Source organism: Stenotrophomonas sp. STEN023 (genome assembly GCF_056760135.1).
The window spans coordinates 44,682-69,642 of record NZ_JBRREF010000022.1; the positions used below are offsets into that span (position 1 = coordinate 44,682).

A 24,961-nucleotide genomic window follows, 5' to 3' on the forward strand; every position below is an offset into this window, starting at 1 on the left:
GGATGGTTTCTTCCTCTGCCGTTAACTTGATCCGGACATTCTTCTAGTTCACAGCGATTTTACCACTCAAGACAAGTGTGTGGCGTGAATGATGGTATCTCTGGTAATGGACGAGATGGTATGGAGATGGCGGGTAGATTACGTTGGACTTGCGGCTTCGACAGCATGCAATTGGTGCTATGGAAACATGTACGGCAATACATGGAGTAAAGCGGCCCATCGTGCGTAACCGATCTTTCCCGAGTTCCAGAATTTCCAGCAGAAATCGTCGCTGAGGCTGGCGGCCAAGCGCTGGACCAAAGCGCGATTGACCAGTTGATCCGGTTGAAGCATCGCCCATGAGTACAGCAAGGAGTACGAACCTTGGCTGCCGATCCGTAGCAATAGTGAGGGCTTTCGGATCATCAAAAACCTGATCTGGCGATTCGCTGGGATCCCCACACCACTTCCGTTCGCAAGGACCAGCAGTAAGCCTGGCCACTCTGCTGGCCAGATTTTTCCGATGATGATGCACGGGCTACTCTTGGAGTAAAGGACGAAGATTGATGGTTTCCGGAGAGGTTGGCTCGAATTTTATCCCGGGGCGCTGGGTCGAGGGTTTGCCAGGAAGTTGTGTTGGGCATATAAGAAATTCGAAATTGCCGGCCGAGTTGGTTAACAGAATAGACGACGTTGTTTTGGAGATATCAAGGTCTTCGATAATTATGCGGGGCGGCTCTTTATTGTTCGCAATCTTAGGTCTTTTTGGTTTCTTCGCTTGTTTTTCGTTGCTTATAAAAATTGCTTTCCCGTTGGATAGCGAAGTTATTGCTGTTGTTTTTGTTTTACCAGTTTTATTGATAGGTGCATCTTGGATTGTTTTTCTGTTATTCAAAACGGATCTTGGTATTTCGAGCGATCGGCCAGTTCGTTTTAATAGAGCTCTTAAGAAAATCTATGTTTATGAGCATTCCTATAGCTTGAATCCATTCAGGGAGTGGCCTGTGACTGTAAAGATTTTCGACTGGAGTGATGTTGATGCCAAGATATATTGTTATAAGGGATTCACGGGCAAGGTCTATATGCAGAGGTTTTCCCTTTGGTTAATAGATCGAGGGCGCTCTGATGTGGGTGGATGTTTTCAGTTGATGGGTAATTGGCCAACCACCAAAGAAATGCATGATGCTTGGGATTATTGTGTTGAATACATGGAGTCCGGCGTGTCGGGTGTTCCTGCTTGCGAGCCTAGAAATCAAGACGTAACATTTCGACGTAGCTTGTTCCACTATATGCGTATGTTTGACCCAACCAAAGATGGAGAGAAAGTGCGCAGTCGAATGACGGCAGGTGATTGGTCTTTTAATTTTCCGTTTCTGCTGTTGACATTCTGGCTATTTGTGCCGATGGGGGTTGCGCACTATTTTGCGATGCGATTCTCGCCTGCTGTCATCTGGCCGGAAGCCGTAGATAAGGAATCACTTGGAAATTAACAGTCCTTCCGGCGCAAGTTCTGGTTGCGCGCTGCATTTCGACCAGCGGGGCGGGGATGTCGGTGGAGGATAAAGATGAACACTGAAGCGGCGTCATCGGTACGAGTTCTGGTTGGCACCATGCGCAACCTTGAAGTTGAAGTAACAACGGTTGGCGCGTTCCAGGGGGAGGAGTTGCAAAAGCGCAGTGCGCTTGCCGGAACTCTGGCAGCCGCTGCCGGATTGAGCGGGCTAGCTGCTGGGATGGTGGCTATGTCTATGGAAGAGATGCGCGAGGAGGCTTTTGCGCTGACTTTTCAGTTGGGCGATGAGGCAGTGCGTGCGATTTTATGGGCGAACCCGTTTCAGGAAGGGGATGAGGTTGAAGTGGTGGCGGAAGAGGCCGATGGTTACATGCGGGCATTCGCCGTGCTTCGTCCACGTGACCGGATCATCGCTCTTTTTCCTCACGTTGTGTCCGGTCGATCGGCGCATGTTAAGACAACAATCAGGGGCTTGTTGTGGATGTCATTGGTTGTAGCGATTGTCACCGTTGTAATGTTGACGTTCTTTTGGGCTATAGGTGGCGGAGGTGAGGTCGCCATGTTGATGGTTACTATTGGTTTTGTGATACTAGGAGGTACAGCTATTTTTTCACTAATCGGTTGGAGTGTTTCCAGGAAGTATCTTCCGTTTGTGAAGATGGCGGAGATTGTTTTCGCTTCGGTTGGTTGGAAGAACCCTGAGGAAATAAATTTGCGCAAGAAGACTATGAGTTCTATCAGACCGGATGATCCGCCAGCGCTCGGTCCTTTTTATTTTCGCTACTAATAGGTGTAGGGATTGGCATCGCCAATTGGATATTTTTCTGTCGGTTGCAGTCTTTCTATGGCTGATCGAAGAGCGTCAATTTCACTGCTGTATTGGTAGTTATGCAAGCGGCGGATGGGGATTCACATGCATATCGAGTGAGTTGATATGCTGACAGGATGAGGTGGATCGGTGGCGATCTATTTTCCATTGCTGCGTACATCATTGTGTCGGAGGTCGAACTAGTCTTTTGTATGTTGAGGTAGGTTAGGGCAATGGAGGCCGTGTGTGGACTACGCTGGAATTGATGCGCGAAACTTACGCTTTCCCGTGAATCGACCGCTTTGCGATAGCGAACGAAAGAAGCAACTCAGCAGAAGTGTTAAGGCTAGTGAAGACCCTTGTAGCGTAATGTCGGTCATACGCGTCAATTCAACGTTCCTAGAACTGGTTGACCGTTGGTATCCAGGGAAGGGTTTCAATGCGTTTCTTGGGTTGATTGGAGGGATGGCCTACGCGCCGCTTGGCGTCTTGCTGTATCACATTATGTTTTTAGGGCCGCCTTTCCGTGAGGATGAGCGCTGGATTCCTTGGGCTTTTTGGTTTTTCATGCTGCCGATATCACTGTTCATAGTGAGCGGAGCTTTTTGGCTCGTGCGAAGCGAGTGCTTTCGCTGGACACACTATCCAATGCGCTTGAACAGAAAAGGCCGAAAGGTCTACGTATTTCGACAGAACGGAACTGTGCTTTCAGCGGATTGGAATAAGTTGTTCTTCTTTATCGGTGAGGCGACGACGCCACCGGTAGGTAAGACCCAGGACTTGCGCATGCATCTCCTTTCTGAAGATGGGAGGACGGTCCTGGAGACATATACCCTCGGCTATGCGTATATGTCGGATGAGAACGACCTTATGCGACTTTGGGAGTTTATTCGGCAGTACATGGAATATGAGAACGGGCCGGCGCTGGCGGCGGCGGAAGTGCCTATCTTCCTGCCGATCCACGATCGTAAGGAAGGGTTCCTGTTCGGAGTTTTTCGGGCCTTCGCAAGCTTCATGCGGTTTCCCTTCCTGCATTTGATCTTCTCGTTACCTTTTGGGTTCATAGCGCTAGCTCGCTGGCTTGCGATGACCACGTCTCGCATCCCCGTCTGGCCAGTGGAAGTAGAGGCAGTGAATGAGATAAACGCGGATGACCCCTTTCAGCGTGATTGGCGGAACAACATCAAGCTGGGGTTCGTGGAATTGATCTGGCCGTTGATCTGTACCGTGATCGGAGTTGCGTCCGGCGTCTGGATTGTCTGGAGCATTGTGGAGGCAACCAGTTGATCTCTTGCTGCCGGGGCCGCTTTAGCTAGTGATGTTGGCCTAACCCGGCAAGCATTTGATGGGCAGCCAGTTCAAAGCCCTGGCTCGCCAATCAGGCGGACACATTTGATGTCCCTGAAGACCTCCAAGTGACTTCAGAGGCAAGTGCGTCTTCACGCTCCTGGCGTAGATTGCGGTTGCCTAGTTGGCGATCGAGGCCCGCTTTTGGCAGGCTGGCTACCAGACTGCCTATGGTTGATACATGGATTATTCTTCGCTTAAGAAAGAAGCCCGCTTAAGCGGGCTCGTTAGCATGAACTCAGAGGCAGGCTAGAGCCTGTCCGTGCCAGCGTCTATGAGGAACTGATGGCGGTGCAGTGAACCTCACAAGCAAGCAATGCGCTTACATGAACTGAATGCTCACCACGTCACATAGCCGGGCAAGCAGGATCCTTCCCACGCACGCCCGCGCAAATCTTCGCGCGACATTCCAGCCCCTTGGTGGTGTTCGCACCAGGGCAGGCACGCAGCTGGGTCTGGATGGTCGATTCGGTTGAAGCAGTCTTCCGTGTTGCCACCTGCTCGAACGCGACGCGTTCGTCATCGGCACGCTTTTTGTCGTCTGCTTCGATCTTCGCGATCAGATCGTCCATGGTCTGAGGCTGTGGCGCTGCAGCAGCTTTCTTCTTCTTGCTTTCTTCTTCCTTGATGATGCCCAGCAGCGTGCCGAGCAGGTTTTCATCCTGCGTCCTGCTGCCAGCAGCAGTGCGTGCAGCTGCTGGTGCGCGCTGCGCACGCGCTTCTCTTGCAGGAGCTGCAGTCGTTGCACTTGAAGTTGTACTTGCTGTCGCAGGCAGCGCCTGCGTCGGTGTGGCTGCATTACGGCTGTTTGCGTCCGTGGTGTCCGGTGCATCAACAATCATCGCGGCGCCATTGCTGCCTGCAGCTGCGGGTGCATCGGGGTGTCCGGTGACAGAAGTTGCAGACGAATCTGGAACTGCGTCAGGGTTCAACGAGTACTCCGCATCGTCCTGTGTGGTGCTGCTTGAGAGCCACCACAGTGTTGCGGTTGTGAATGCAAGCAGCAGTGCGCAACCCGCACCAACCCACAACCAGACACGCCGGCTTTGGGGGGAGTGGTCTTTGGTGGCGCGCGACGATGCGGCAACCTGTCGACCTTCCATGTCTGCGAGAATGCGGCCCGTGTTCGGTGCCGGGCCGTTGTTCTGCGCTCCCCCTGAGAGCAGACTCGGCCGATTTATTCCGCCATTATTCAAGTGCTTCCAGCCCTTGGTTTGAGTCGGCTAGTGCCGAAACGAATACGCGCATTTGTAGAGTAAGCCTCTCGATGCGTCAACCTGCATTGTCGTCATGGAGGACCGGTGACTGTAATTGTCGTTGTAGCCATTGTGCTGTTGCTGCTTGTTGCGTTGCTTTGCTGGGGCCTGTTGTTCCCTGAGTCGCTGGGTCCGGTGTTTGCGCGTCTGCGGGCGCGTTGGGTTGCAGTGCGACAAAGGGCGGGACGTGCAGGCGATCGCGCTGGCGCAGGTGCTGCGCGTGTGCGCAGTGGGGTTCGTGAAGAGGTTGTGAGTGTACGTGGCACGCTGCGTCGTCACTGGCCCGTGTTGGCCATCGCGATAGGCTTGCTGTGCATTCCTCCGGTGATAATTCTGATGTCACGACAGACAGTGGTGCTGTCTGATTTCCGCGGTGATGATCTTGCCGAGTCCGGTTCCATGGTTGCGCAGTTGTTGCGCGGTGAGCGCCTGACGCCGCCGCCTGCGCCGCCGCCGGAAGTGTTCACGACCACGGAGATTCGCCGCCTGCGACCAGAGATAGTCACTGCTGATCGCAAATGGAACCAGATTGATCCGGATCTGCAGCAACGCGTTCTGGCTATCTACGAAGTCATGCGCCGTCAGTATGGTTACGAGATGGTGTTGATCGAAGGCTATCGCAGCCCCGAGCGACAGGCCGAGTTGATGGCCGGTGGCAAGGCGACTCGTGCCGGTGCCTGGCAAAGCTGTCACCAGTACGGTTTGGGTGTGGACAGTGCGCCAATTCGTGACGGGCGTCTGCAATGGGACATGGAAGATCCGTGGACCCGGCGTGGTTATTTTCTGTATGGCGAGCTTGCTGAACAGGCAGGTCTGGATTGGGGCGGAAACTGGCGCAGCATCAAGGACTACGTGCACGTAGAGGCCACGGCGCGATGCAAGGTGGCACGCAACGCGAAGCGTGATGAACTGCGACGCCAAGGCTTATAAGCGCGAACAAGTGCTGGTATCGTACGCCGGTGATGACTCGGGTCGCCGTTGGACAGGGGCGATGGAAAGACCGGGTCACGGCGAATCAAGGAGTGTGATGCATGGCACGACCGTTTATCGTTGTCGGCGACAAGTTAAGTCATGGCGGTAGCGTGGTGTCTGGCACTGGCCAGACAGACGTGAACGGCAAACCAGTTTCCCGCATCGGGGACCGCGCCATCTGCGCGGTGCACGGGGCAACTTCAATCATCAGTGGTGACGCTACCGTCGTAATCGACGGGCAGCCTGTAGCACGTGACGGAGATCGCACTGCATGTGGGGCCACATTGATGGCCACACAGAGCAGCACTGGGTTGGGCTAAGCGCAACACGCGGTACAGGAGCAGCGCATGGAGCACAGCGACTGATGGCAGGATGGTTGAAGAACGCGGGGAGCGTAATGATGGTTTTCGTTGCCACCTGGGCGACGGCCATCATGTACTGGCGTAGCAGTGGCACCACCCCCAATGGCATGCAGATGCTGGCCTACCTCGGCGTATTGCCGGTGGGCTTGAGCGGTGCGGGCTACATGCTGCGCGGCATGCTTTCACGTGGCGTTGACAAGGCGGTTGCAGCAAGCGCGAATGCCGAAGAGGCCGCACCTGCTGCAGTCGAGTCCAACAGCACGCATGTTTCCTCGGTGGCAATCACCGCAGGAAGCGTTCACCTGCCTGCGGGCAACGATGCGAGCGCGGTGTTGGCTGTCGCCTCGGCGTTGCCACGGCCGCAGTTGGACACGCGTTTCCGCGACGCCAACAATCTTCCGATTCGTGTGAGTGCCGTCGCTGGTCTTGACGAGTGGACGGTGTTGTCCGAACGCGAAGGAACGATTGATACCGCTGCCCATGAGCGGCGCGCGATGGCGTTGTTGCAGCCCGTTCTCGAACAGTTGCTGGATGCGGCTTATGGCGCTATGCCGGCAATTGTTGGTAGTGAAGAAGTTGTGATCGCTGGTCTGCGCCGGCGCGAAGAAGATCGGGTCGAGAATGTTCTTACCGTAGAGCTCGTCGTTTCGCCATCCTGGTCGGACGGTTTGCGTCACTGGGCGCAGACATGGCTGCAAGAGCAGGCGCTGCAGGCCGGGTTGGATGCGCGACGGTTTGATGTGCGCATCAGTGTGTTCGAGCGTTCCGGCGATGTATGGCCACATCTGCAGCGGGTGGTGGATGCCTTGAGTTCGGGCACACCGCGCTGGCACTTGCTCGCTTCCTGCTATTCCGCGATAGACGCTGCAGTCATCAATACCTGGCTGGCGCGCGGCCTGCTTGCAACCGCGCAACACGCCGACGGTCACGTGCCGGGCGAGGGTGCCGCTGGTGTATTGCTGGCCAGCAGCCAGCTCACAGGCGAAGGCGCAGCGCGTTTCTGGCGGCCGCAGTTTGAGCGTCTGGAGCCGGTTCACGGCGCGCGTCCTGCAGAGCTCCGCCGACAGCTCGCCAGCGCGGCAACGCAGTGGTTGCAGCCTCTGCTTGCCGATACGGCGCGGGTGCAGTTCGTGCTGCACGATTCCGATCAACGCCCTGAATCGCTGGTTGATACAGCGGCAGTCACGGCTGCGATCAACCCTGATCTTGATTTCAGTTCACAGAGCCTTGCCCTGACATTGTGCTCTGGTGAGCTCGGCCCGGTGTTGCCGGTCGCCTTGTTGGCCTTGGCCCAAGCGCAGTTGCAGCGCCAGTCCGAGGCAGTTGTGTTGCTGGGCGTTGCCGACGCGCAGCAACGTTTGTTTGGTCTCGTAGAGCCGCTTCCTTCCCCGACGCTGGCGGTTGCAATGCCGGCAGTCTCCTGAACCCTGGATTCCTTGCATGAGTTTGAGCAATTTCAGCTACTACCTGCGCGACTATCGCTTGTGGATGGTGATTGGTCTTATCGGCGCCGCTGGTCTGGCCAAATACGGTGAGGCCGAGGCCAGGCAGATCGGGATATGGGCGGCGATCGTGCTTGCAGCGCTGTTGGTCATTGCGCTGATCGTCTGGATCATCAAGCGGATCATGGCGCGGCGCGCGGCGCGGCGTGTGGAGGCGATGGTGCAGGGCGAGGCCGACAAGGCCGTGGCCAACGCGCAACCGTCGCAGCGTGCCGATACCGAAGCCTTGCGCAAGCGCATGCTGGATGCGGTGAAGCAGATCAAGTCCTCGCGGATGGGCATGCTCAAGGGCAAAGCTGCGCTGTATGAGTTGCCTTGGTACGTGATCATCGGCAACCCGGCAGCGGGCAAGAGCACGGCGATCCTCAACTCCGGGCTGCAGTTCCCGTTCGAGGACAACCGCAGCAACGTCATCCAGGGCATAGGCGGTACCCGCAATTGTGATTGGTACTTCACCACCAATGGCATCGTGCTGGATACGGCCGGTCGCTATTCGGTAAGCACCGAAGACCGGATGGAGTGGCTGACCTTCCTCGGTCTGTTGAAGAAGAGTCGCCCGCGTGCGCCTATCAATGGCGTGGTGATTGCCGTCAGTATCGCCGAACTGTCTGGCAGCAAGCCGGAATTCGCCATGGAACTGGCCAAGAACCTGCGCCAGCGCGTGCAGGAAGTCACCGAGCAGCTGGAAGTATTCGCGCCGGTGTATGTGTTGTTCACCAAGGCCGACCTGATCGCTGGTTTCAGCGAATTCTTCGGCAACCTCGATCCGGGTGAGCGCGAGAATGTTTGGGGTGCAACGCTGCCTGCCGATGTGAAACAGCAGAGTGATGCGCTTACTGCGTTCGATACGCATTTTGACGAGCTGGCGGAAGGCATCAAGGAGATGAGCTTGACCCATATGGCGATGCAGCGTGGGCGCGAAGTTTCGCCCGGCTTGCTGTCACTGCCATTGGAGTTTGTCGGCATCAAGCCAGCGCTGCGTACCTTCATTGCGACGCTGTTCGAAGACAACCCCTACCAGTTCAAGCCGGTGTTTCGCGGGTTCTACTTCAGCAGCGCGCTGCAGGAAGGGCGCTCGGTCCACCATGCCTCCGAGCGTGTGGGCAGGCAGTTTGGCCTGCAGCGCGGCTCGAATGTGGACGAGGCACCGAGCGGACAGACCGCTTTCTTCCTGAAGGACTTGTTCCGCAAGGTGATCTTTGCCGACCGCGAGCTCGTGCGGCAGTACGCCAGCCCGCACCAGAACCGCCTGCGCTACGGCGTATTCCTGGGCGCGGTCGGTGTGCTCGCGCTTGGGCTTGGCCTGTGGACCTGGTCCTACACCACCAATGCGCAGCTGGTGGCCAATGCCACCAAGGATCTGGACCAGGCCGTGCGTGTGCAGAAGGACCGCATGGATCTCAAGTCCCGTGTCGATGCGCTGCTGCTGTTGCAGGACCGCATGGAACAGCTGGACCGCTACAAGAAGGAAGGCGGCATCACCACCAGCCTCGGCCTGTACCAGGGCGACGCGATCCGCGAGAAGCTGCTGCGTGAGTACAACCACGGTATGCAGCAGGTAATGCTGGCGCCCACGGTCTCCAACCTCGAAAACTATCTTGGGCAGGTGGTTGCTGAACGCGACAAGCTTGGCCAGGCCAGCACTGGTGCGGCGGAGAGCGAGACGCTGTACCAGAACGCATCGCCGACCAGCACCAACGACGCCTACAACGCGCTCAAGACCTATTTGATGCTGGGCAATCCCAAGTACGTGGAAGGCGCACATCTGTCGCAGCAGCTGACGCTGTTCTGGCGTAACTGGCTGGAAGCCAACCGTGGCCAGATGAGCCGCGAGGAGATGGTGCGGGCCGCCGAAAAGTTGATGACCTTCTATGTGGCGCAGGCCGGCAAGCCGGGCTGGCCGCAGGTGCAGAACAAGGTGACGCTGGTCACCGATTCGCGCCAAGCCTTGTCGCAGGTGATGAAGGGCCAGCCGGCGATGGAGCGCGTGTTCGCGCAAATCAAGGCGCGTGCTGGCGCGCGCTTTGGCACGGTGACGGTGGATGGCCTGGTGGGCGAGGAGCGCAATGCGCGTCTGATCAATGGCAGCTATGCCATCTCCGGTGCCTTCAGCCGCAAGGCCTGGGAAGACTATGTGCAGGATGCGATCAAGGAAGCGGCCAATACCCAGCTGAGCACCACCGACTGGGTGCTGGGCACGACCGAACAAAGTGACCTGTCGCTGGCCGGTAGCCCGGAACACGTGTCGCGTGAACTGGTCACGATGTACAAGCAGGAGTACGCACGCGAATGGGGCAAGTTCGTTGCCGGCCTGAGTGTTGCCGAGTTCAATACCTTCGATGAGGCTACAGCGCGTATCAATCGTCTTGGTGATAGCAGCAACTCGCCACTGCGGACCTTGCTTGAGAAGATCAACGAGGAAACCATCTGGGACAACCCGCCTGCACAGGCGCGCTCGAGCAAGTCCGGCAAGGGGTTCGTGGCGTGGTTCCAGCGCACCATCCTGCGCAAGGACCCGGCGGCCGCTGCCGCTGCCGCGCCGGTAGGACCGATTGGCAAGGCGTTTGAGGGCATCGCACGGCTGACCATGCCGCGCGGTGATCAGCCGGCGGTGATTGCCGCTTACTTCGAAACGCTGGGCAAGCTGCGGGCACGCTTGAACGCAATCAAGTCGCAAGGTGACGTCGGCGTTGGCGCACGCAAGCTGATGCAGGACACCTTCAGCAATGAAGGCTCCGAGCTGAGCGTGGCCTTGGCGCTGGTCGACGAGCAGGTGTTGAACGGGCTGGACGAGAAGCAGCGCGAGGCACTGCGTCCATTGTTGCTGCGTCCGTTGACGCAGACGTTCGCAGCCTTGGTGCCGCCGACCGAAGATGAGGTCAACAAGACCTGGAAGGCCCAGGTCTACGATCCGTTCAAGGCACGCATTGGCCAGCAGTATCCGTTCAACCTGAACTCGGATGTGGATGCTGCGGCCAGCGACATCGCTGCCATCTTCGGTGCCAGCGGCAGCATCGCGACCTTCAACAAGGATGCGATGGGGGCATTGGTCATCCAGCGCGGCCCCTTGCTTGAAGCGCGTCGTTGGGCTGGCATCGGCATCAATCTGTCCGCTGAGCTGGTCGCCAACTATGGCAACTGGGTGAGTGGTGCAGGCGCGGGTGCGGCGCAGGACACGACAATTTTCGAGTTGCTGCCGTCGCCTGCCACAGGTGCGGTGGAGTACACCATCGAGATCGATGGCCAACAGCTGCGCTACCGCAACACGCCGCCGCAGTGGACCACCATGCAATACCCGAACGCAGGCCAGATTCCCGGCGTGAAGATTTTGGCGGTTACGGGTGATGGCCGCACGGTGGAGGTGTTCAATGCACCGGGCTCGAACGGCTTCAAACGCTTGATGTCCGAAGGCCAGTACGAGCGCCTTGATGATTCCAGTCGTATCACCTGGGAAGGCAGCGGCGTTGCCGTGACCGTGGAGATGCGCGTGGTGCGGCGTGCTGGCACGGGTTCTGATGGCAGCGATTGGCAGCGCGGCCTGCAGTTGCCGGAGCGGGTGGCCGGTGGCGCGCCTGTTGCCGCTGCGGCACCGGTTGCGCCTGCCGGGCAGGTACCTGCGAGTGCGCCAGCGGCGCCGCAGCAGGCTGCGGGAGGTGGACGATGAGTCGCGTTGTCAGTGCCGGGGTTTCCTACTTCGGAAAGGTGCCCTCTCGCGGTGACTTCGTGCGCGCCGCCGATAACCACCAGTTGCTTGGCTGGCTTGATCGCTGGGCTGGCGAATCATTGGAATTGCTGAGCCAAAGCCCGGACTGGAAGCAGCGGTACGACGAGGCGCCGGAGATCAATTACGCCTTCCTCGGCTCGCGCAGCAAGATGCTTGTGTGCGGCCATTTCCTTGCCAGCCGTGATGCCTCTGAACGTCGCTTCCCGCTGCTGTCAGCATTGCGGCTGGAGGCACCCGAGCCGCTGCCGTTCATCGGCCGCAGCCCCTTGGCGCTGTCCAACGCATGGTCGGGACTTGCCCGTTTGGCGCGGCAGGCCAACGAGGATGCCGATGCCACGCAGGCGCTGAGTCAGCTGGCTGATGCTCGCTTCAGCATCAGCACCGATCCGGCCGACTACAACGCCAGCTTCCAGGACTTCCTCGAAGGCACCACCATCGCCAGCTTCGAGCAGCGCCTGCGTGAGGCAGGGCATGGTGAGGTTTCGTTGCGGCAGATGCTGCCGGCATTGGGTCTGCTGTTGCAGCCGGTGTTGAGCGGTGGCGAGGTGAACATCGACAAGGCCTTGGTGCTGCCGTTGGTGCGCGACCCTGCCTACCGGCCGTTGGTGGCCGCGTTCTGGCTGGATCTGGTGTCCAGCTTCGTGAGCCGGGGTGACTTCGAACTGGCGGTGCTGATCCGCAATGATACCAAGCCGAACATGGTGATCGGCTTCAATGGCGCGGATCGCATGGTGCTGCGCGCGGCCTTGGATCCGTCCGAAGCTGGCGACTACCTGATTCACCTGCAGCATTCGGAGTGGGTGGATGACTACCTGCACGGCGACTACAACTTGAACCGCTTCGGCAGCTTCCTCGAACGCGATGACCTTGCATTGGTCACTGCGCGTCGGCTGTTTGGCGAGACCTTCCTGGGAACCTGATGATGCATTTGTTCAAAGTTAGCTATATCGCCGCGTTGATGTTTGTGGCCGCGCCGGTGTTCGCGCAGGCCGCGCCGTCGGCAACCGTGACGGCGCCGTCGGCTGCAGAGCGGCCAGTGATAATCGAAGGTGTGGTACCTGATCAGGCCACCAAGGCCAAATTGCTCAACAATCTGCGAGCGGTCTATGGCGCAGAACGCGTTGTGGATCGTATCCAGGTTGAAAGCATCGCCACGCCACCCAATTGGGGTGACTATGTTGCCGGGATGATCAATCCCGGGCTCAAGCGCGTGTCGCCGGGCAAGCTCGAGGTCAATGGCCAATCGGTGCGTGTCACTGGCGAGGTAGCCAATGAAGCCGTCCGGCAGCAGGTAGCCAGTGATCTCAGCCTGGCCAGCAACACCAGCTATACGGTCAGCAATGCCTTGAAGGTGGGTTCACAGCAGGGCGTGCTGGATCAGACCCTGGCCAACCGCATCATCGAGTTCCAGAGTGGCAGCGCCAGGTTGACGCCATTCGGCATGAGCATCCTCGACGAGATGGTCGCCAAGATGGCGCAGATGCCGGATAGCCGTTTCCTGATCATTGGCCATACCGACAATGTGGGGCAGCGCGCATCCAATCTGTCCTTGAGCCATGCGCGTGCAGCTGCAGTGAAGGGCTACATGATGTCCAAGGGAATTCCCAGCACGCATATGGACGTGCTCGGCAAGGGGCCGGATGAGCCGGTAGCCGACAACGTCACCGATGACGGCCGCGCACGCAACCGTCGTATCGAGTTCAAGATCCAGTAATTGCGCTTTGTCAGTTCTGGAAAGAGAACGACGGGCTTAAAGCCCGTCGTTTTCGTTTTTGACATCGAGCATTTCTTCCATCTGCTCGAGTGTTGTGTGGTCCTTGATGACGCGCTTCAGCCAGACATGCAGCGGCATCTCGCCCCAACTTGCGGCCTTCTCAGCCAGATAGGCGACAGGGCTGTGCGGCTCGGTGCGGCGGAAGAACTCGGCCACCTGACGCAACTGTGCCAAGGCTTCCTTGCGGCTGGTCGGGGCACCTGCCGGGCCGCGTGGCGCGGCGCTGCTCACTGCTGGCTCGGCAGCGACGGTGGACGCGCTGAACGTGTCGCCAGCGTCATCAGCGGGATCATCCACTTCGCCATCGAGCAACATGCCGGCTTCGCGGGCAAAGCGCCGGACAGTGCGCTGCAGGTGGTCCAGCTGCTCGCGTACCGCGCTGAAGCTGGGGCCATCCATACCCAGGCGGTTGTCCACGGCGGTCTGCAGTTCATCCAGCGCCTGGCTGCAGTCGGGCAGGGCGGAAACCAACTGTCGATAGACATCGTGCGACGTGCTGCGCCGCGCCGCTTCGAGGACGTCGAGGCTTGGGCGGCCATCGGAATGGTCGCCGTTGCTGGCGTGCGCGTGCTCGAAATCGGCCAGGCTGAAGCGCCCTTGCGGCGCGATGGCGATGGGGATTGCACGCAGCCACTGTGAGGTATTGGTCAGCAGCCAGCTCAGGTTGCCGATGCGTTCTTCGTGGTCGCCGTCGTGCGCTACGGGATGCACCTCATCCCAATAGCGGTCACACAGCCCTGCGGTAACCCGGAAGCCCGCAGCAAGGCCGTTGAAGCCATCCTGTTGGGTTGCTGCTTCGCACAGCCAGCCGGCCAGCCGCAGGTCCTTGGTACGGGTCTGCAGCAGCTGCTTGCAGTCGCGCAGCACGCTGCCCCAATCGGCGTATTTGATGTCGGTCTGCCACGCCCCCTGGTCCAGGGTAGGGTCGTCGGCGCGACGGTTTTCGATGATCCGATCAAACTCGACAGAGAACGACAGGTCTTCACCGGTCGCAGCGTGTCCGTCAATCGGGGCCAGCAGGGCATCCTGATCCAGCATGGCAAATCTCATTGTGGGTTACCGGTCGATTCTAGCGTGGTGATGGGCAAGAGAATGTAGAGGCCGGTTGCAGGTCTGGAACCGACCGCGCCTGGATGCACTCGTTCAGGAACTTCACGGATCAAGTCCTGCGCGATGGCTACAGGAATCATCTGGACATCCCTGCCAATTGCTGCGTACGCACGCACTTTTCGCGCAGCGCTTGCTGGCAGCGCTGGTTTTCAATCGCGAACGGGCAGGTCGATATGGCTGCTGCCATACCAGCGTATCTCCAGCGGCGCGCCGGCATCGGCCAGTACTTCGTCACTGGGGTCCTTGCCGCTGCCGAGGTTGAGCTGCCGGTCCGGCTGTTTGATTACTCCCAAGGTGACCACCACGCGACTCCCCGCAGCGAGCCTGCGGCCAATCAGGCGTGTATCGGCAATGTGTACGCGGTGACGTTGTGAAGGGGGGAGAAGCTGGCGCTTGCTCGGATCCTGGGCATGACTGAGCCGCTGCAGCCAATACGCAAGATCGAGATAGTTGCCATCGGCGGTGAGCTCGTAGATGGCAAGTGCCACGTCGGCATCGCGCTTGTTGAGGCTGAAATCGAGCATGCCGCTGAATGCGCCTGCCAGTTCGGTTTCCCGCGTCAGCGGCTCACTGCGGAAGACCAGCCCGGCATGCGGGTCAAGCGTCCGGTTGATGACGTCGCGTGGCGCTTGCCAACCCGCATCGCTGCGGTCGCGGAAATCGACGCGCTGCAGGCTGCTACGCGCCGGGGCAGCTTCCGCGGCCAGCTGTTGAGTGCCGTCGGTTCCCAGTACCAGGTAGAGGCGTTGTTGCCGCGTTGGCATGGCATCGAGCGTTGCCGCATGCCGCCAACGATTGCTACCCATGACTTGCCAGTTAACCCGTTCGTTGAGCAACGCCGGTTTGCTGGCTCCTTTCAATACATGGTCGAACCATGCAAGCCGCAACGCCTGCAGGTCGGTGCGCGCCACCGGATCCGGGCTGTAACCCTGCACCTGTTCCGGCACACCGGTCTGCATGGTGAAGTGCTCGTAGGGGCCTATCAGCAGCGTGTGATCGGCATCCGGGCGCTGTTTCAGGTGTTCGCGGAAGTAGTGCAGGGCGCCAATCTGCGCGCCATCGAAATAGCCGGTTGTCGCCAACACCGGGATGCCGATCTCAGCGAACTCGCGGCCCTGGGGAATCAGTGCCTGCCAATAAGCGTCGTAGCTGGGATGCTGCAGCCAGCGCTCAAACAAAGGGTTTGGCACGCCGTCCAGCTTTGGCAATTCGCGATAAGCCTGGCCGCTGCCATACCAGCGTTGATTGAGTGTGCTCCAGCGTCCATTGTCAGCATAGGTCGCGTCGTCAAGCGAGGTGTTGTTCGTTGTGTAGAACGGCCATGGGTAGATGAAATTGAGGAAGATTCCACCTTCCATCGGCACGTCGATGCCCGGCGCAGTGGTTGCGGAGGTGGCGATGGCCTTGAGCGCTGGTGCGCCACGCTTGAGCGCTGCCCATTGGGTAAAACCGCTGTAGCTGCCGCCATACATGCCGACTTTGCCGTTGCTCCATGGCTGGGCGGCGGCCCAGGCAATCACCGCTGCGGCATCGCTGCCATCGTGCTCATACGGGCGGATCGGGTCAGGGCTGCGGCCCTTGCCGCGACTGTAGGCAACCACGCTGCCATAACCGTGTGCAGCCATCGTCTTGGCATCGGACCAGGCCCAGTCGTCATTTGCATAGATGGTGAAAGTCAGCAACACCGGCAGCCTGTTGGCCTTGGTCGGATGCACTGAGATGGCAGAGATGCGCGCGCCGTCGGGCGTGCTGATGCTGACGCTGCGATCAATGCGGTAGCGCCGTGCGTCGTCTTCGCTGATCGCCTGCGGAGCCAGCGGCAAAAAATCCGCGTAGGCACGGTGCACCTGCCATGCACGCAGCAGGGCGATGGCTTGTTCATCGTTCAACGCTGCGACACTGTCGGTGGAATTGATCAGTCTGTCCCTTTGTTCGCGCAACCGCTGCAGGTTGGTGCCGAAGGCGAACTCAGCCTTCAAGGCCGTTGGGTCGTCGAGGCGCTGGAACTGCTCTGCAAAACTGCGCTTCCATGCGTCGGCGAAACTCGTTCCCTGCGTTTCCTGGAGCTTTTTGGCGCTCGCGTAGATCTCGTACTGAAGGTATAGCGGTGGTTGCTGGGTCGGATCCTCGCGCAATGCGCGCAGCATGCGGATGCTTTCGAGTGCCTGCGGATACTGGCCAGCGACAATCTGCAGGCGGAAGCGGGTGTCCAGCAGCTGTTGTTCGTCGCCTTGCGGCAGGCGGCTCAAGGTCAGCCTTGCAAGCCCGGGCATGGCTGCATCGACATCGGCAGGCTGCAGCCGAGCTGGTGCGGGGACCGGCAGGTCCTGCGCCGATGTTGTTCCTGCGCCGAGCAACAGCAGTAGGACTAGCAAGCTACGCATGGCAGAACCATCGGTTTTATCTTCGGTCTTCAATAGCACATCGCATGGATGCGCGTAACGGGAGGCCTGCGCTGGTTGCAGCCTTGAAGCAGACGATGGTAGCCGGGAGTGCAGGCGTTGCGGTGACCCGGGCTCCGGCCGGCGCAAGCAGTTTGACCGCAGTGCCAAAAGCACAACGGGCAGGCGATCGGCCTGCCCGTTGCGTTCACAGCCAAGGATGCTGGATCAGCCGAGGATGCCCGGCAGATCCAAGCCCTTCTCCTTGGCGCAGTCGATGGCGATGTCGTAGCCGGCGTCGGCATGGCGCATCACGCCAGTACCGGGGTCGTTCCACAACACGCGGGCGATGCGCTGGTCGGCGGCTTCGCTGCCGTCGCAGACGATGACCACGCCGGAGTGTTGCGAGTAGCCCATGCCAACGCCGCCGCCGTGGTGCAGGCTCACCCAGGTGGCGCCACCGGCGACATTGAGCATGGCGTTGAGCAACGGCCAATCGGAGACGGCATCGGAGCCGTCCTTCATCGATTCGGTTTCGCGGTTGGGCGAGGCGACGCTGCCGCTGTCCAGGTGATCGCGGCCGATCACCACCGGCGCGCTGAGTTCGCCATTGCGCACCATTTCGTTGAAGGCCAGGCCGAGTTTGTGGCGCAGGTCCAGGCCGACCCAGCAGATGCGCGCCGGCAGACCCTGGAAGCTGATGCGCTCGCGCGCCATGTCCAGCCAGCGGTGCAGGTTGGGATCATCAGCAATGATCTCCTTGACCTTGGCGTCGGTCTTGTAGATATCCTCCGGGTCGCCGCTCAGTGCTACCCAGCGGAACGGGCCGATGCCGCGGCAGAACAGCGGACGTACATAAGCCGGTACGAAGCCGGGGAAGTCGAAGGCGTTCTTCAGGCCTTCGTCGAAGGCCATCTGACGGATGTTGTTGCCGTAGTCGACGGTCGGAATGCCGGCGGCATGGAAGGCAAGCATCGCTTCGACGTGCACGCGCATCGCGGCCTTGGCAGCATCACGCACCTTCTCCGGATTGGCCTGCTGTTCGGCCAGCCACTGTTCGACGTTCCAGCCGATAGGCAGGTAGCCGTGCACCGGGTCGTGGGCGCTGGTCTGGTCGGTGACACAGTCCGGACGCACGCCGCGGCGGACGAGTTCTGGCAGGATCTCGGCGGCATTGCCGAGCAGGGCGATCGACTTGGCTTCACCGCTGGCCGTGTACTTGGCGATGCGTGCCAATGCATCGTCGATGTCGGTGGCCTGTTCGTCGACGTAACGGGTGCGCAGGCGGAAGTCGATGCTGCTCTGGCGGCACTCGATGGTCAGGCTGCTTGCACCGGCCAGCGAAGCAGCCAGCGGCTGTGCGCCACCCATGCCGCCGAGACCAGCAGTGAGGATCCACTTGCCCTTCAGGCTGCCACCGTAGTGCTGGCGGCCCATCTCGACGAAGGTCTCGTAGGTGCCCTGGACGATGCCCTGGCTGCCGATGTAGATCCAGCTGCCGGCGGTCATCTGCCCGTACATCATCAAGCCCTTCTTATCGAGCTCGTTGAAGTGCTCCCAGTTGGCCCAATGCGGCACCAGGTTGGAGTTGGCGATCAGCACGCGCGGTGCATCCGGGTGGGTGGGGAATACGCCGACTGGCTTGCCGGACTGCACCAGCAGGGTCTGGTTGTCGTCCAGGCGCTTCAAGGTTTCCAGAATCTTGTCGTAGCTTTCCCAGTCGCGCGCGGCGCGGCCGATACCACCGTAGACGACCAGCGAGGTCGGGTCTTCGGCGACCTCGGCATCGAGGTTGTTCTGCAGCATGCGGAACGGCGCTTCGGTCTGCCAGGACTTGCAGTTGAGCGTGTTGCCGCGTGGCGCGCGCGGGTTGCGGGAGGGGTCGTGACGGGTCATGCATTTCTCCTGGTAGCAAATTCCAGACAAGCGCCGAGCACCTGCTGCAAGGTGTTGCGGACGGGGGTAGCGTGTTCGGGGTCGTACGGCGTGGGCCAGCTGTGCTCGTCCACGTCCTCTGGTGCGGGTTCGTGCATGTAGCCGCGGCAGCCCAGTTCCATCTGCAAGGTGTGCACGCCGTTGGCGATGTTGCTGTAGTGGCGGGTGATCCAGCCGCCCTTGAAGCGGCCGTTGCGCACGTGCGACATGCCACTCATGGCGCAGAGGTTCTCGACCACATCGGTCAGCGTGTTGTCGCAGGAGGTATCGGGTGCGCCACTGGGGCCGGCGCTGCCGATGTTGAACTGCGGCAGTTCGCCATCGAACAGATGTGGAATCAAGGAGCGGATCGAGTGCGCGTCATAGACGACCACGGTTTCATGCTGGGCGCGCAGGCGTGCGATCTCGCTGGCCAGTGCAGCGTGGTAGGGATCGAACCAGGTTTCGCGCCGGTACTGGATCTCTGCTTCGTCGGGCTCGTGGCCGGCGCGGTATAGCGGCTGGTTGTCGAAGGTGGTGAGCGGACACAGACCGGTGGTGTTTTGACCGGGATACAGGGAAACACCGGACGGGTCGCGATTTACGTCGATCAGCGAGCGCGAGATCGCTGTGCGAACGGTGGTTGCGCCCAGCGCCTTGGCAAAGGCGTAGAGCTCGTGCACCCACCAGTCGGCGTCGCGGCGCGCCAGCCACGGTGATACGAAGTGGCCAACGCGTGATGCCGGAAGCTCGGTGCCGGTATGCGGGAAGCTGACGATCAGCGGAGCGTGACCGTGGTGGATCTGCAGCCAGTCAGGGGAGTTCGTCATGGGGATTCCTGGGGCAGGGTGGGCTTTGTTCTTCCCTTGCTAGCGGGGGAAGATGCCTGAAGGGCAGAAGGGGGCGTTTTACGCGGTGAAGGTCAAGAGCTCCCTTCATCCGGCGCTTCGCGCCACCTTCTCCCGCAAGCGGGAGAAGGGATTGCAGCGTGGCTTGCTGCGAACTGTGCTTGGTCTGGAAGATTGCAGCGTTGCTCGCTGTCGCCTCTCCCGCAAGCGGGAGAGGATGCCCGGAGGGCAGGTGAGGGCGCTTCTCGCGGTGAAGCCTAAAAGCTCCCTTCATCCGGCGCGTCGCGCCACCTTCTCCCGCAAGCGGGAGGAGGGATGGCAACGCGGCTGTCGGCCAGCTCTGCATACGCTTCGATCAGGCCTTGTCAGTCACATCAACACCCGGCAACTGCACAACCAGGCCAGCCGTCAACGCCCCGGCGCGCACCAACGCAGTCGCAGCAACCATGTCCGGATGGAAGTAACGATCGTCCACCAAGGTCGGCACCTGCGCGCGCAAGGTCGAACGCACCTGCTCCAACGCCGGACTCGAACGCAGCGGTGCGTGGAAGTCACAGCCCTGGCCTGCGGCAAGCAGTTCGATACCAATGACATTGGCAGCGTTCTCAGCCATCGCGATCAAACGACGCGCACCATGTGCAGCCATCGACACATGGTCTTCCTGGTTGGCCGAGGTCGGGATCGAGTCGACGCTGGCCGGATAGGCGCGCTGCTTGTTCTCGGAAACCAATGCTGCCGCAGTGACCTGCGGAATCATGAAGCCGGAGTTCAGCCCCGGCTTCGGGGTAAGGAAGGCGGGCAGGCCGGACAACGCCGGATCTACCAGCATCGCGGTACGACGCTCGCTGATCGAGCCGATCTCGCAGATCGCCATCGCCAGCATGTCCGCTGCGAATGCCACTGGCTCGGCGTGGAAGTTGCCACCGCTCAGCGCTTCGCCGGTATCGGTGAATACCAACGGGTTGTCGGAGACGCCATTGGCTTCAATTTCCAGCGTGGTGGCCGCTTGACACATCACATCCAGTGCGGCGCCCATTACCTGCGGCTGACAGCGCAGACAGTAAGGGTCCTGCACACGCACGTCGTTGTCGCGGTGCGACTCGCGGATTGCCGAGCCCTGCATCAACTCGCGCAGCACCGCGGCGGTGGCGATCTGCCCGCGTTGGCCACGAATGCTGTGGATGCGCGGGTCAAACGGCGTATCCGAGCCCTTGGCGGCTTCCACTGACAAGGCGCCGGTAACCAGGGCGGCCTGGAAAACTACTTCGATTTCGAACAGGCCGGCCAGCGCATAAGCGGTGGAATACTGGGTGCCATTGAGCAGCGCCAGGCCTTCTTTCGCGCCAAGCACCAACGGCTGCAGACCGGCCTGCTTGAAGGCTGCTTCAGCCGACATCCGCACACCGCCGACAAAGGCTTCACCAACACCAATCATCACGCTGGCCAGATGCGACAGCGGTGCCAGATCGCCGGACGCGCCAACCGAGCCCTGGCAGGGCACGACCGGCACCACATCGTTCTGCAGCATCGCTTCCAGCAGTGCCAGTGTCTGCGGGCGGATACCCGACGCGCCCTGGGCCAGGCTGGTCAGCTTCAACGCCATCATCAGGCGCACCACGTTGGCCGGCATAGGCTCGCCTACACCAGCGGCATGCGACAGCACGATATTGCGCTGCAGGGTCTCCAGATCCTCACGTTCGATGCGAACGCTGGCCAGCTTGCCGAAGCCGGTATTGATGCCATAGACCGGCTCGCCCTTGGCGACGATGGCGTCCACCACCTGCGCGCTGCGCAGCACTGCGGCTTGCGACGATTCGTCCAGGCGCATATTGGCGCCGCGATAGATCTGCCGCCATTGCGCCAACGGAACGTGGCCGGGGAGGAGGGTCAAGGTAGTGCTCATGCGTGCTCCAGCAGTGCGAGATTCAAGATGCGAGATTCAACGTGGGTGGTTCAAATGGTTTGCCCGCGCCAGACGCGGGCATGCAGCGGGTTGAAGCCGATGCGGTAGACCAGATCGGCGGGTGCGTCGATGTTCCATATGGCCAGATCGCAGTCCATGCCCGCAGTCAGCTTGCCGACACGGTTGGCGCGGCCCAGTGCGCGGGCGGCCTCGCGGGTGAAGCCGGCGATGCACTCTTCCACGGTCATGCGGAACAAGGTGGCGCCCATGTTCATGGTCAGCAGCGGACTGGTCAGTGGCGAGGTGCCCGGATTGCAGTCGGTTGCCAGCGCCATTGGTACGCCGGCGTCACGCAGGCCCTGGATCGGTGGCAGCACGGTCTCGCGGGTGAAGTAGTAAGCGCCGGGCAGCAGTACGGCAACGGTGCCTGCCGCCTGCATCGCGGCGATGCCGGCTTCGTCCAGGTGTTCGATATGGTCGGCGGACAGCGCACCGTTGTGTGCCGCCAGTTCCGCGCCGTGCTGGTTGGACAACTGCTCGGCGTGGATCTTGATCGCCAGCCCGTGTTGCTTGGCCGCCTCGAACACCTGCTGCGCCTGTGCCGGTGAGAACGCGATGTTCTCGCAGAAAATATCGACTGCCTCGGCCAGGCTTTCTGCTGCGATGGCCGGAATCATTACTGCGCAGACTTCGTTGATGTAGGCCTGTGCCTCGTGGCCTGGCGGGACCGCATGTGCGCCGAGGAAGGTCGGCACGATCTCCACCTTGCGCAATTCACCCAACGCGCGCGCTACGCGCAGTTGCTTGCGCTCGTCCGTTAGGGTCAGGCCATAACCAGACTTGATCTCGATGGTAGTGATGCCTTCAGCCAGCATCGCGTCCAGCCGGGGCAGGCTGGCCTCGATAAGGGCTGCGTCGTCGGCCAGGCGGGTGGCACTGACCGTGGAAACGATGCCGCCACCGGCCTTGGCGATCTGCGCATAAGTCACGCCCTGCAGGCGCTGCTCGAACTCGCCTGCGCGGTTGCCGGCATAGACCAGATGGGTATGGCAGTCGATCAGGCCGGGGCTGATCCAGCGGCCGTTGCAGTCGACGCGGTTATCGGCTTCAAATGCAGGTGCGTCTGCGGCTGGGCCGACATGCAGGATGCGGCCGTCGCGGGCGGCGATCACACCGTCGCGGATGCTGCCCAGTCCGCCCGAGGCGTCATCCAGGGTCATCAGGTTGGCGTTGTGCCATAGCGTGTCGCAGCGCATTGTCCCTCTCCATGCCTATTTGTATATACAATAACGGCGACCATCGGAGAGTGTCCAGTGACTGCGATCAAACCGGCTCCAACTGTTCGTTTCCACGCCGCCCAGGCCTTGTTGCCACAGGGCTGGGCGCAGGATGTGCGCATCGACAGCGTCGCCGGGTGTATCACCGCGGTAGTTGCCGGCGAAGTGTGGGATGGCCAGTCGCAGCGTCTGGACGTGGTGGTGCCGGGCTTGGGCAACCTGCACAGCCACGCGTTCCAGCGCGCGATGGCTGGGCTTACCGAAGTGGGGGGGCGTTCGGGCGACAGCTTCTGGAGCTGGCGCGAGCTGATGTACCGGTTCCTTGATCGACTGGATCCGGACACCTTCCAGGCCATCGCCGCGCAGGCCTATATGGAGATGCTGGAAAGCGGTTTCACCCGCGTCGGTGAGTTCCACTACCTGCACCACACCGAGAATGGCGGCCGTTATGCCGATCACGCTGAAATGTCGGTACGCGTCGCCGCAGCAGCTGACGAAACCGGGCTGGGCCTGACCCTGTTGCCGGTGTTCTACGCGCACAGCGATTTTGGCGGTGCCGCGCCGACGCCGGCACAGCGGCGCTTTCTGCACGACATTGATGGCTTTGCGGACTTGCTGGAGGGCTGCAACCGAGCATTGGCAGACACGCCTGATGCTGTGCTGGGTCTTGCCCCGCACAGCCTGCGCGCGAGTACGCCGGAGGAATTACGGGCGCTGGTCGCGCTGGCGCCCGGCCCGATTCATATCCATATTGCCGAGCAGACCCGTGAAGTAGATGCCTGCCTGGCCTGGAGTGGCCAGCGGCCGGTCGAATGGCTCTACGCCAATGCAGCGGTGGATGCGCGTTGGTGTCTGGTGCACGCCACCCACGTCAACGACAAGGAAGTGCGGTTGATGGCGGATAGCGGGGCGGTGGTCGGCCTGTGCCCGATTACCGAGGCCAATCTGGGCGATGGCCTGTTCCCGATGCGCGAGTTCGTGCAGGTCGGCGGTCGTTTCGGGGTCGGTTCCGACTCCAATGTATTGATCGATGCGGCCGAGGAGCTGCGCTTGCTCGAATATGGCCAGCGTCTGCAGTTGCGCGGACGCAATGTGCTTTCGCCGGGCGATGTGTCGAGCGGCCGCTGGCTCTACCAGCAAGCGGGCGAGGGCGGCGCGCAGGCATTGGGCATGCAGGCTGGGCTGAGCGTGGGCGCTGCCGCAGATCTGCTGGAGCTGGATGCGCAGCATCCGGCCCTGCTCAACCGCAGCGGCGACGCCTTGCTTGACAGCTGGCTGTTCGCCGCACGTAATGGCGCCCTTCGCAGCGTCTGGCGGAACGGCCGGGCGCTGGTCCGCGATGGTCGTCACGTGAACCGTGACGCGATCAGCGTGCGTTACCGTGCCGCGCTTGCGCGGATACTGGGCTAAGGTCCGGTATCAGCCAGGCGCCGTCTCTTTCAGGAAACCCCGAGTGAAGGGCAAGAAAGCTCCCACCCTCAACCACCGCATCCGCAGTGACATCGAAGGCCGCATTCTCAGTGGCGAATGGGAGCCCGGCTTCCGTATTCCGTTTGAGCACGAGTTGATGGAGCAGTACGGCTGCTCGCGGATGACGGTGAACAAAGTGCTTACCGCGCTGGCCGAGAGCGGCATGATCGAGCGCCGCCGTCGCGCCGGTTCCTTCGTTGCCCGGCAGCCTCCACATCTGGAACAGGTGGCGCTGGAGATCCCCGACATCGAGGTGGCGGTTACCGATCGCGGCCACGAATACGGCTTCCAGCTGCTGGAACGCGCGCATCGCAAGGCCAGGGAAACCTCGGCCGAAGAGCTGCTGCTGGTGGGCGAGGGCAAGCTGCTGGCGATGCGCTGCCTGCACCTGGCCGATGGCAAGCCCTTGGCCTTGGAGCGCCGCCTGATCAATCCCGAAGCGGTGCCGGAAACCCTGAAAGTGGATTTCTCCATCCACGCGCCGGGCAGCTGGCTGCTGCAGAACGTGTCATGGACACGCGGCCAGCACCGGATCAGCGCGGTGGCCGCAACGGCCGATGAGGCCGCGTTGTTGCAGGTGCCGGTAGGCACGGCCTGTCTGGTCATCGACCGCCAGACCTGGCGCGGCGAGTTGCCCATCACCTGGGTGCGGCAGATGTTCCTCGGCGACGCCTACGATCTGATCGCCCGCTTCGCGCCGGGCGCACGTTGATTCAATCGATGTGAGTCATGCAATCTGATTCGGGGCCCGCGCCCCCGCCGGGGGGGGGGGGGGGGGGGGGGTGGGGGGGGGGGGGTGGGCAGAGCGCCCCCACCCCCCC

The 24,961-nt window shown here is 60.9% G+C and carries 18 protein-coding genes; 11 read left to right on the forward strand and 7 right to left on the reverse strand.

What is annotated here, in order from left to right:
• The first annotated feature begins 545 nt into the window (after positions 1–545).
• From ACVOLV_RS08825 to ACVOLV_RS08835, 3 genes are all read left to right on the forward strand, one after another.
• Positions 546–1,469: a DUF6708 domain-containing protein gene (locus tag ACVOLV_RS08825; RefSeq protein ID WP_481554055.1), complete on the forward strand. Its 924-nt coding sequence runs from the start codon at positions 546–548 to the stop codon at positions 1,467–1,469.
• A 75-nt stretch (positions 1,470–1,544) separates the two neighbouring features.
• Positions 1,545–2,279 carry a putative type VI secretion system effector gene (locus ACVOLV_RS08830; protein ID WP_481554056.1) on the forward strand — a complete coding sequence of 245 codons (735 nt, stop codon included), beginning with the start codon at positions 1,545–1,547 and terminating at the stop codon, positions 2,277–2,279.
• A gap of 390 nt (positions 2,280–2,669) precedes the next feature.
• Positions 2,670–3,587 carry a DUF6708 domain-containing protein gene (locus ACVOLV_RS08835; protein ID WP_481554057.1) on the forward strand — a complete coding sequence of 306 codons (918 nt, stop codon included), beginning with the start codon at positions 2,670–2,672 and terminating at the stop codon, positions 3,585–3,587.
• 407 nt (positions 3,588–3,994) lie between these two features.
• On the opposite strand, the gene ACVOLV_RS08840 is transcribed toward ACVOLV_RS08835, so the two are convergent.
• Positions 3,995–4,579 carry a hypothetical protein gene (locus ACVOLV_RS08840; RefSeq protein WP_481554058.1) on the reverse strand — a complete coding sequence of 195 codons (585 nt, stop codon included), beginning with the start codon at positions 4,577–4,579 and terminating at the stop codon, positions 3,995–3,997.
• Positions 4,580–5,239: 660 nt separating this feature from the next.
• Here ACVOLV_RS08840 and ACVOLV_RS08845 point away from each other — a divergent pair.
• The 6 genes from ACVOLV_RS08845 (at position 5,240) to ACVOLV_RS08870 (ending at position 13,177) form a co-directional block, all read left to right on the forward strand.
• A complete protein-coding gene (locus tag ACVOLV_RS08845) occupies positions 5,240–5,833 on the forward strand; it encodes a M15 family metallopeptidase (RefSeq protein ID WP_303749870.1) in 594 nt (197 codons plus the stop codon).
• 101 nt (positions 5,834–5,934) lie between these two features.
• Positions 5,935–6,195, forward strand: coding sequence for a PAAR domain-containing protein (locus ACVOLV_RS08850; protein WP_481514723.1), 261 nt, complete (start codon positions 5,935–5,937; stop codon positions 6,193–6,195).
• A gap of 77 nt (positions 6,196–6,272) precedes the next feature.
• Entirely contained in the window at positions 6,273–7,661 is a 1,389-nt protein-coding gene (locus tag ACVOLV_RS08855) for a hypothetical protein (RefSeq protein ID WP_481554059.1), read from the forward strand.
• Positions 7,662–7,677: 16 nt separating this feature from the next.
• Positions 7,678–11,403 (forward strand): type VI secretion system membrane subunit TssM, encoded by a 3,726-nt coding sequence (tssM, locus tag ACVOLV_RS08860; RefSeq protein WP_481554060.1) that lies wholly within the window; start codon positions 7,678–7,680, stop codon positions 11,401–11,403.
• Positions 11,400–12,383, forward strand: a complete 984-nt coding sequence (tagF, locus tag ACVOLV_RS08865) for a type VI secretion system-associated protein TagF (protein ID WP_481554061.1) — start codon at positions 11,400–11,402, stop codon at positions 12,381–12,383. Before tssM ends, tagF begins: the two co-directional genes overlap by 4 nt.
• A gap of 2 nt (positions 12,384–12,385) precedes the next feature.
• Positions 12,386–13,177, forward strand: a complete 792-nt coding sequence (locus tag ACVOLV_RS08870) for an OmpA family protein (protein WP_481554062.1) — start codon at positions 12,386–12,388, stop codon at positions 13,175–13,177.
• Between the two features lie 36 nt (positions 13,178–13,213).
• Here the strand turns inward: ACVOLV_RS08870 and tssA are convergent, their stop codons facing one another.
• The 6 genes from tssA to hutI form a co-directional block, all read right to left on the reverse strand.
• Positions 13,214–14,275 carry a type VI secretion system protein TssA gene (gene tssA, locus ACVOLV_RS08875; RefSeq protein WP_481554070.1) on the reverse strand — a complete coding sequence of 354 codons (1,062 nt, stop codon included), beginning with the start codon at positions 14,273–14,275 and terminating at the stop codon, positions 13,214–13,216.
• 221 nt (positions 14,276–14,496) lie between these two features.
• Positions 14,497–16,731, reverse strand: coding sequence for a CocE/NonD family hydrolase (locus ACVOLV_RS08880; protein WP_481554063.1), 2,235 nt, complete (start codon positions 16,729–16,731; stop codon positions 14,497–14,499).
• A gap of 225 nt (positions 16,732–16,956) precedes the next feature.
• The gene (gene hutU / locus ACVOLV_RS08885; RefSeq protein ID WP_481554064.1) at positions 16,957–18,624 is read right to left on the reverse strand and encodes a urocanate hydratase; all 1,668 of its coding nucleotides are present in this window, start codon (positions 18,622–18,624) and stop codon (positions 16,957–16,959) included.
• Positions 18,621–19,472, reverse strand: coding sequence for an N-formylglutamate deformylase (hutG, locus tag ACVOLV_RS08890; RefSeq protein WP_481554065.1), 852 nt, complete (start codon positions 19,470–19,472; stop codon positions 18,621–18,623). Before hutG ends, hutU begins: the two co-directional genes overlap by 4 nt.
• A gap of 373 nt (positions 19,473–19,845) precedes the next feature.
• On the reverse strand, positions 19,846–21,393 hold the full coding sequence (gene hutH / locus ACVOLV_RS08895; RefSeq protein ID WP_481554066.1) for a histidine ammonia-lyase: 1,548 nt from the start codon (positions 21,391–21,393) through the stop codon (positions 19,846–19,848).
• Between the two features lie 50 nt (positions 21,394–21,443).
• Entirely contained in the window at positions 21,444–22,649 is a 1,206-nt protein-coding gene (hutI, locus tag ACVOLV_RS08900) for an imidazolonepropionase (protein WP_481554067.1), read from the reverse strand.
• A gap of 66 nt (positions 22,650–22,715) precedes the next feature.
• Between hutI and ACVOLV_RS08905 the strand changes: the two genes are divergently transcribed.
• Together ACVOLV_RS08905 and hutC are read left to right on the forward strand one after the other, a co-directional pair.
• Positions 22,716–24,080, forward strand: coding sequence for a formimidoylglutamate deiminase (locus ACVOLV_RS08905; RefSeq protein WP_481554071.1), 1,365 nt, complete (start codon positions 22,716–22,718; stop codon positions 24,078–24,080).
• A gap of 43 nt (positions 24,081–24,123) precedes the next feature.
• On the forward strand, positions 24,124–24,852 hold the full coding sequence (hutC, locus tag ACVOLV_RS08910; RefSeq protein WP_481554068.1) for a histidine utilization repressor: 729 nt from the start codon (positions 24,124–24,126) through the stop codon (positions 24,850–24,852).
• The last annotated feature ends 109 nt before the right edge of the window (positions 24,853–24,961 follow it).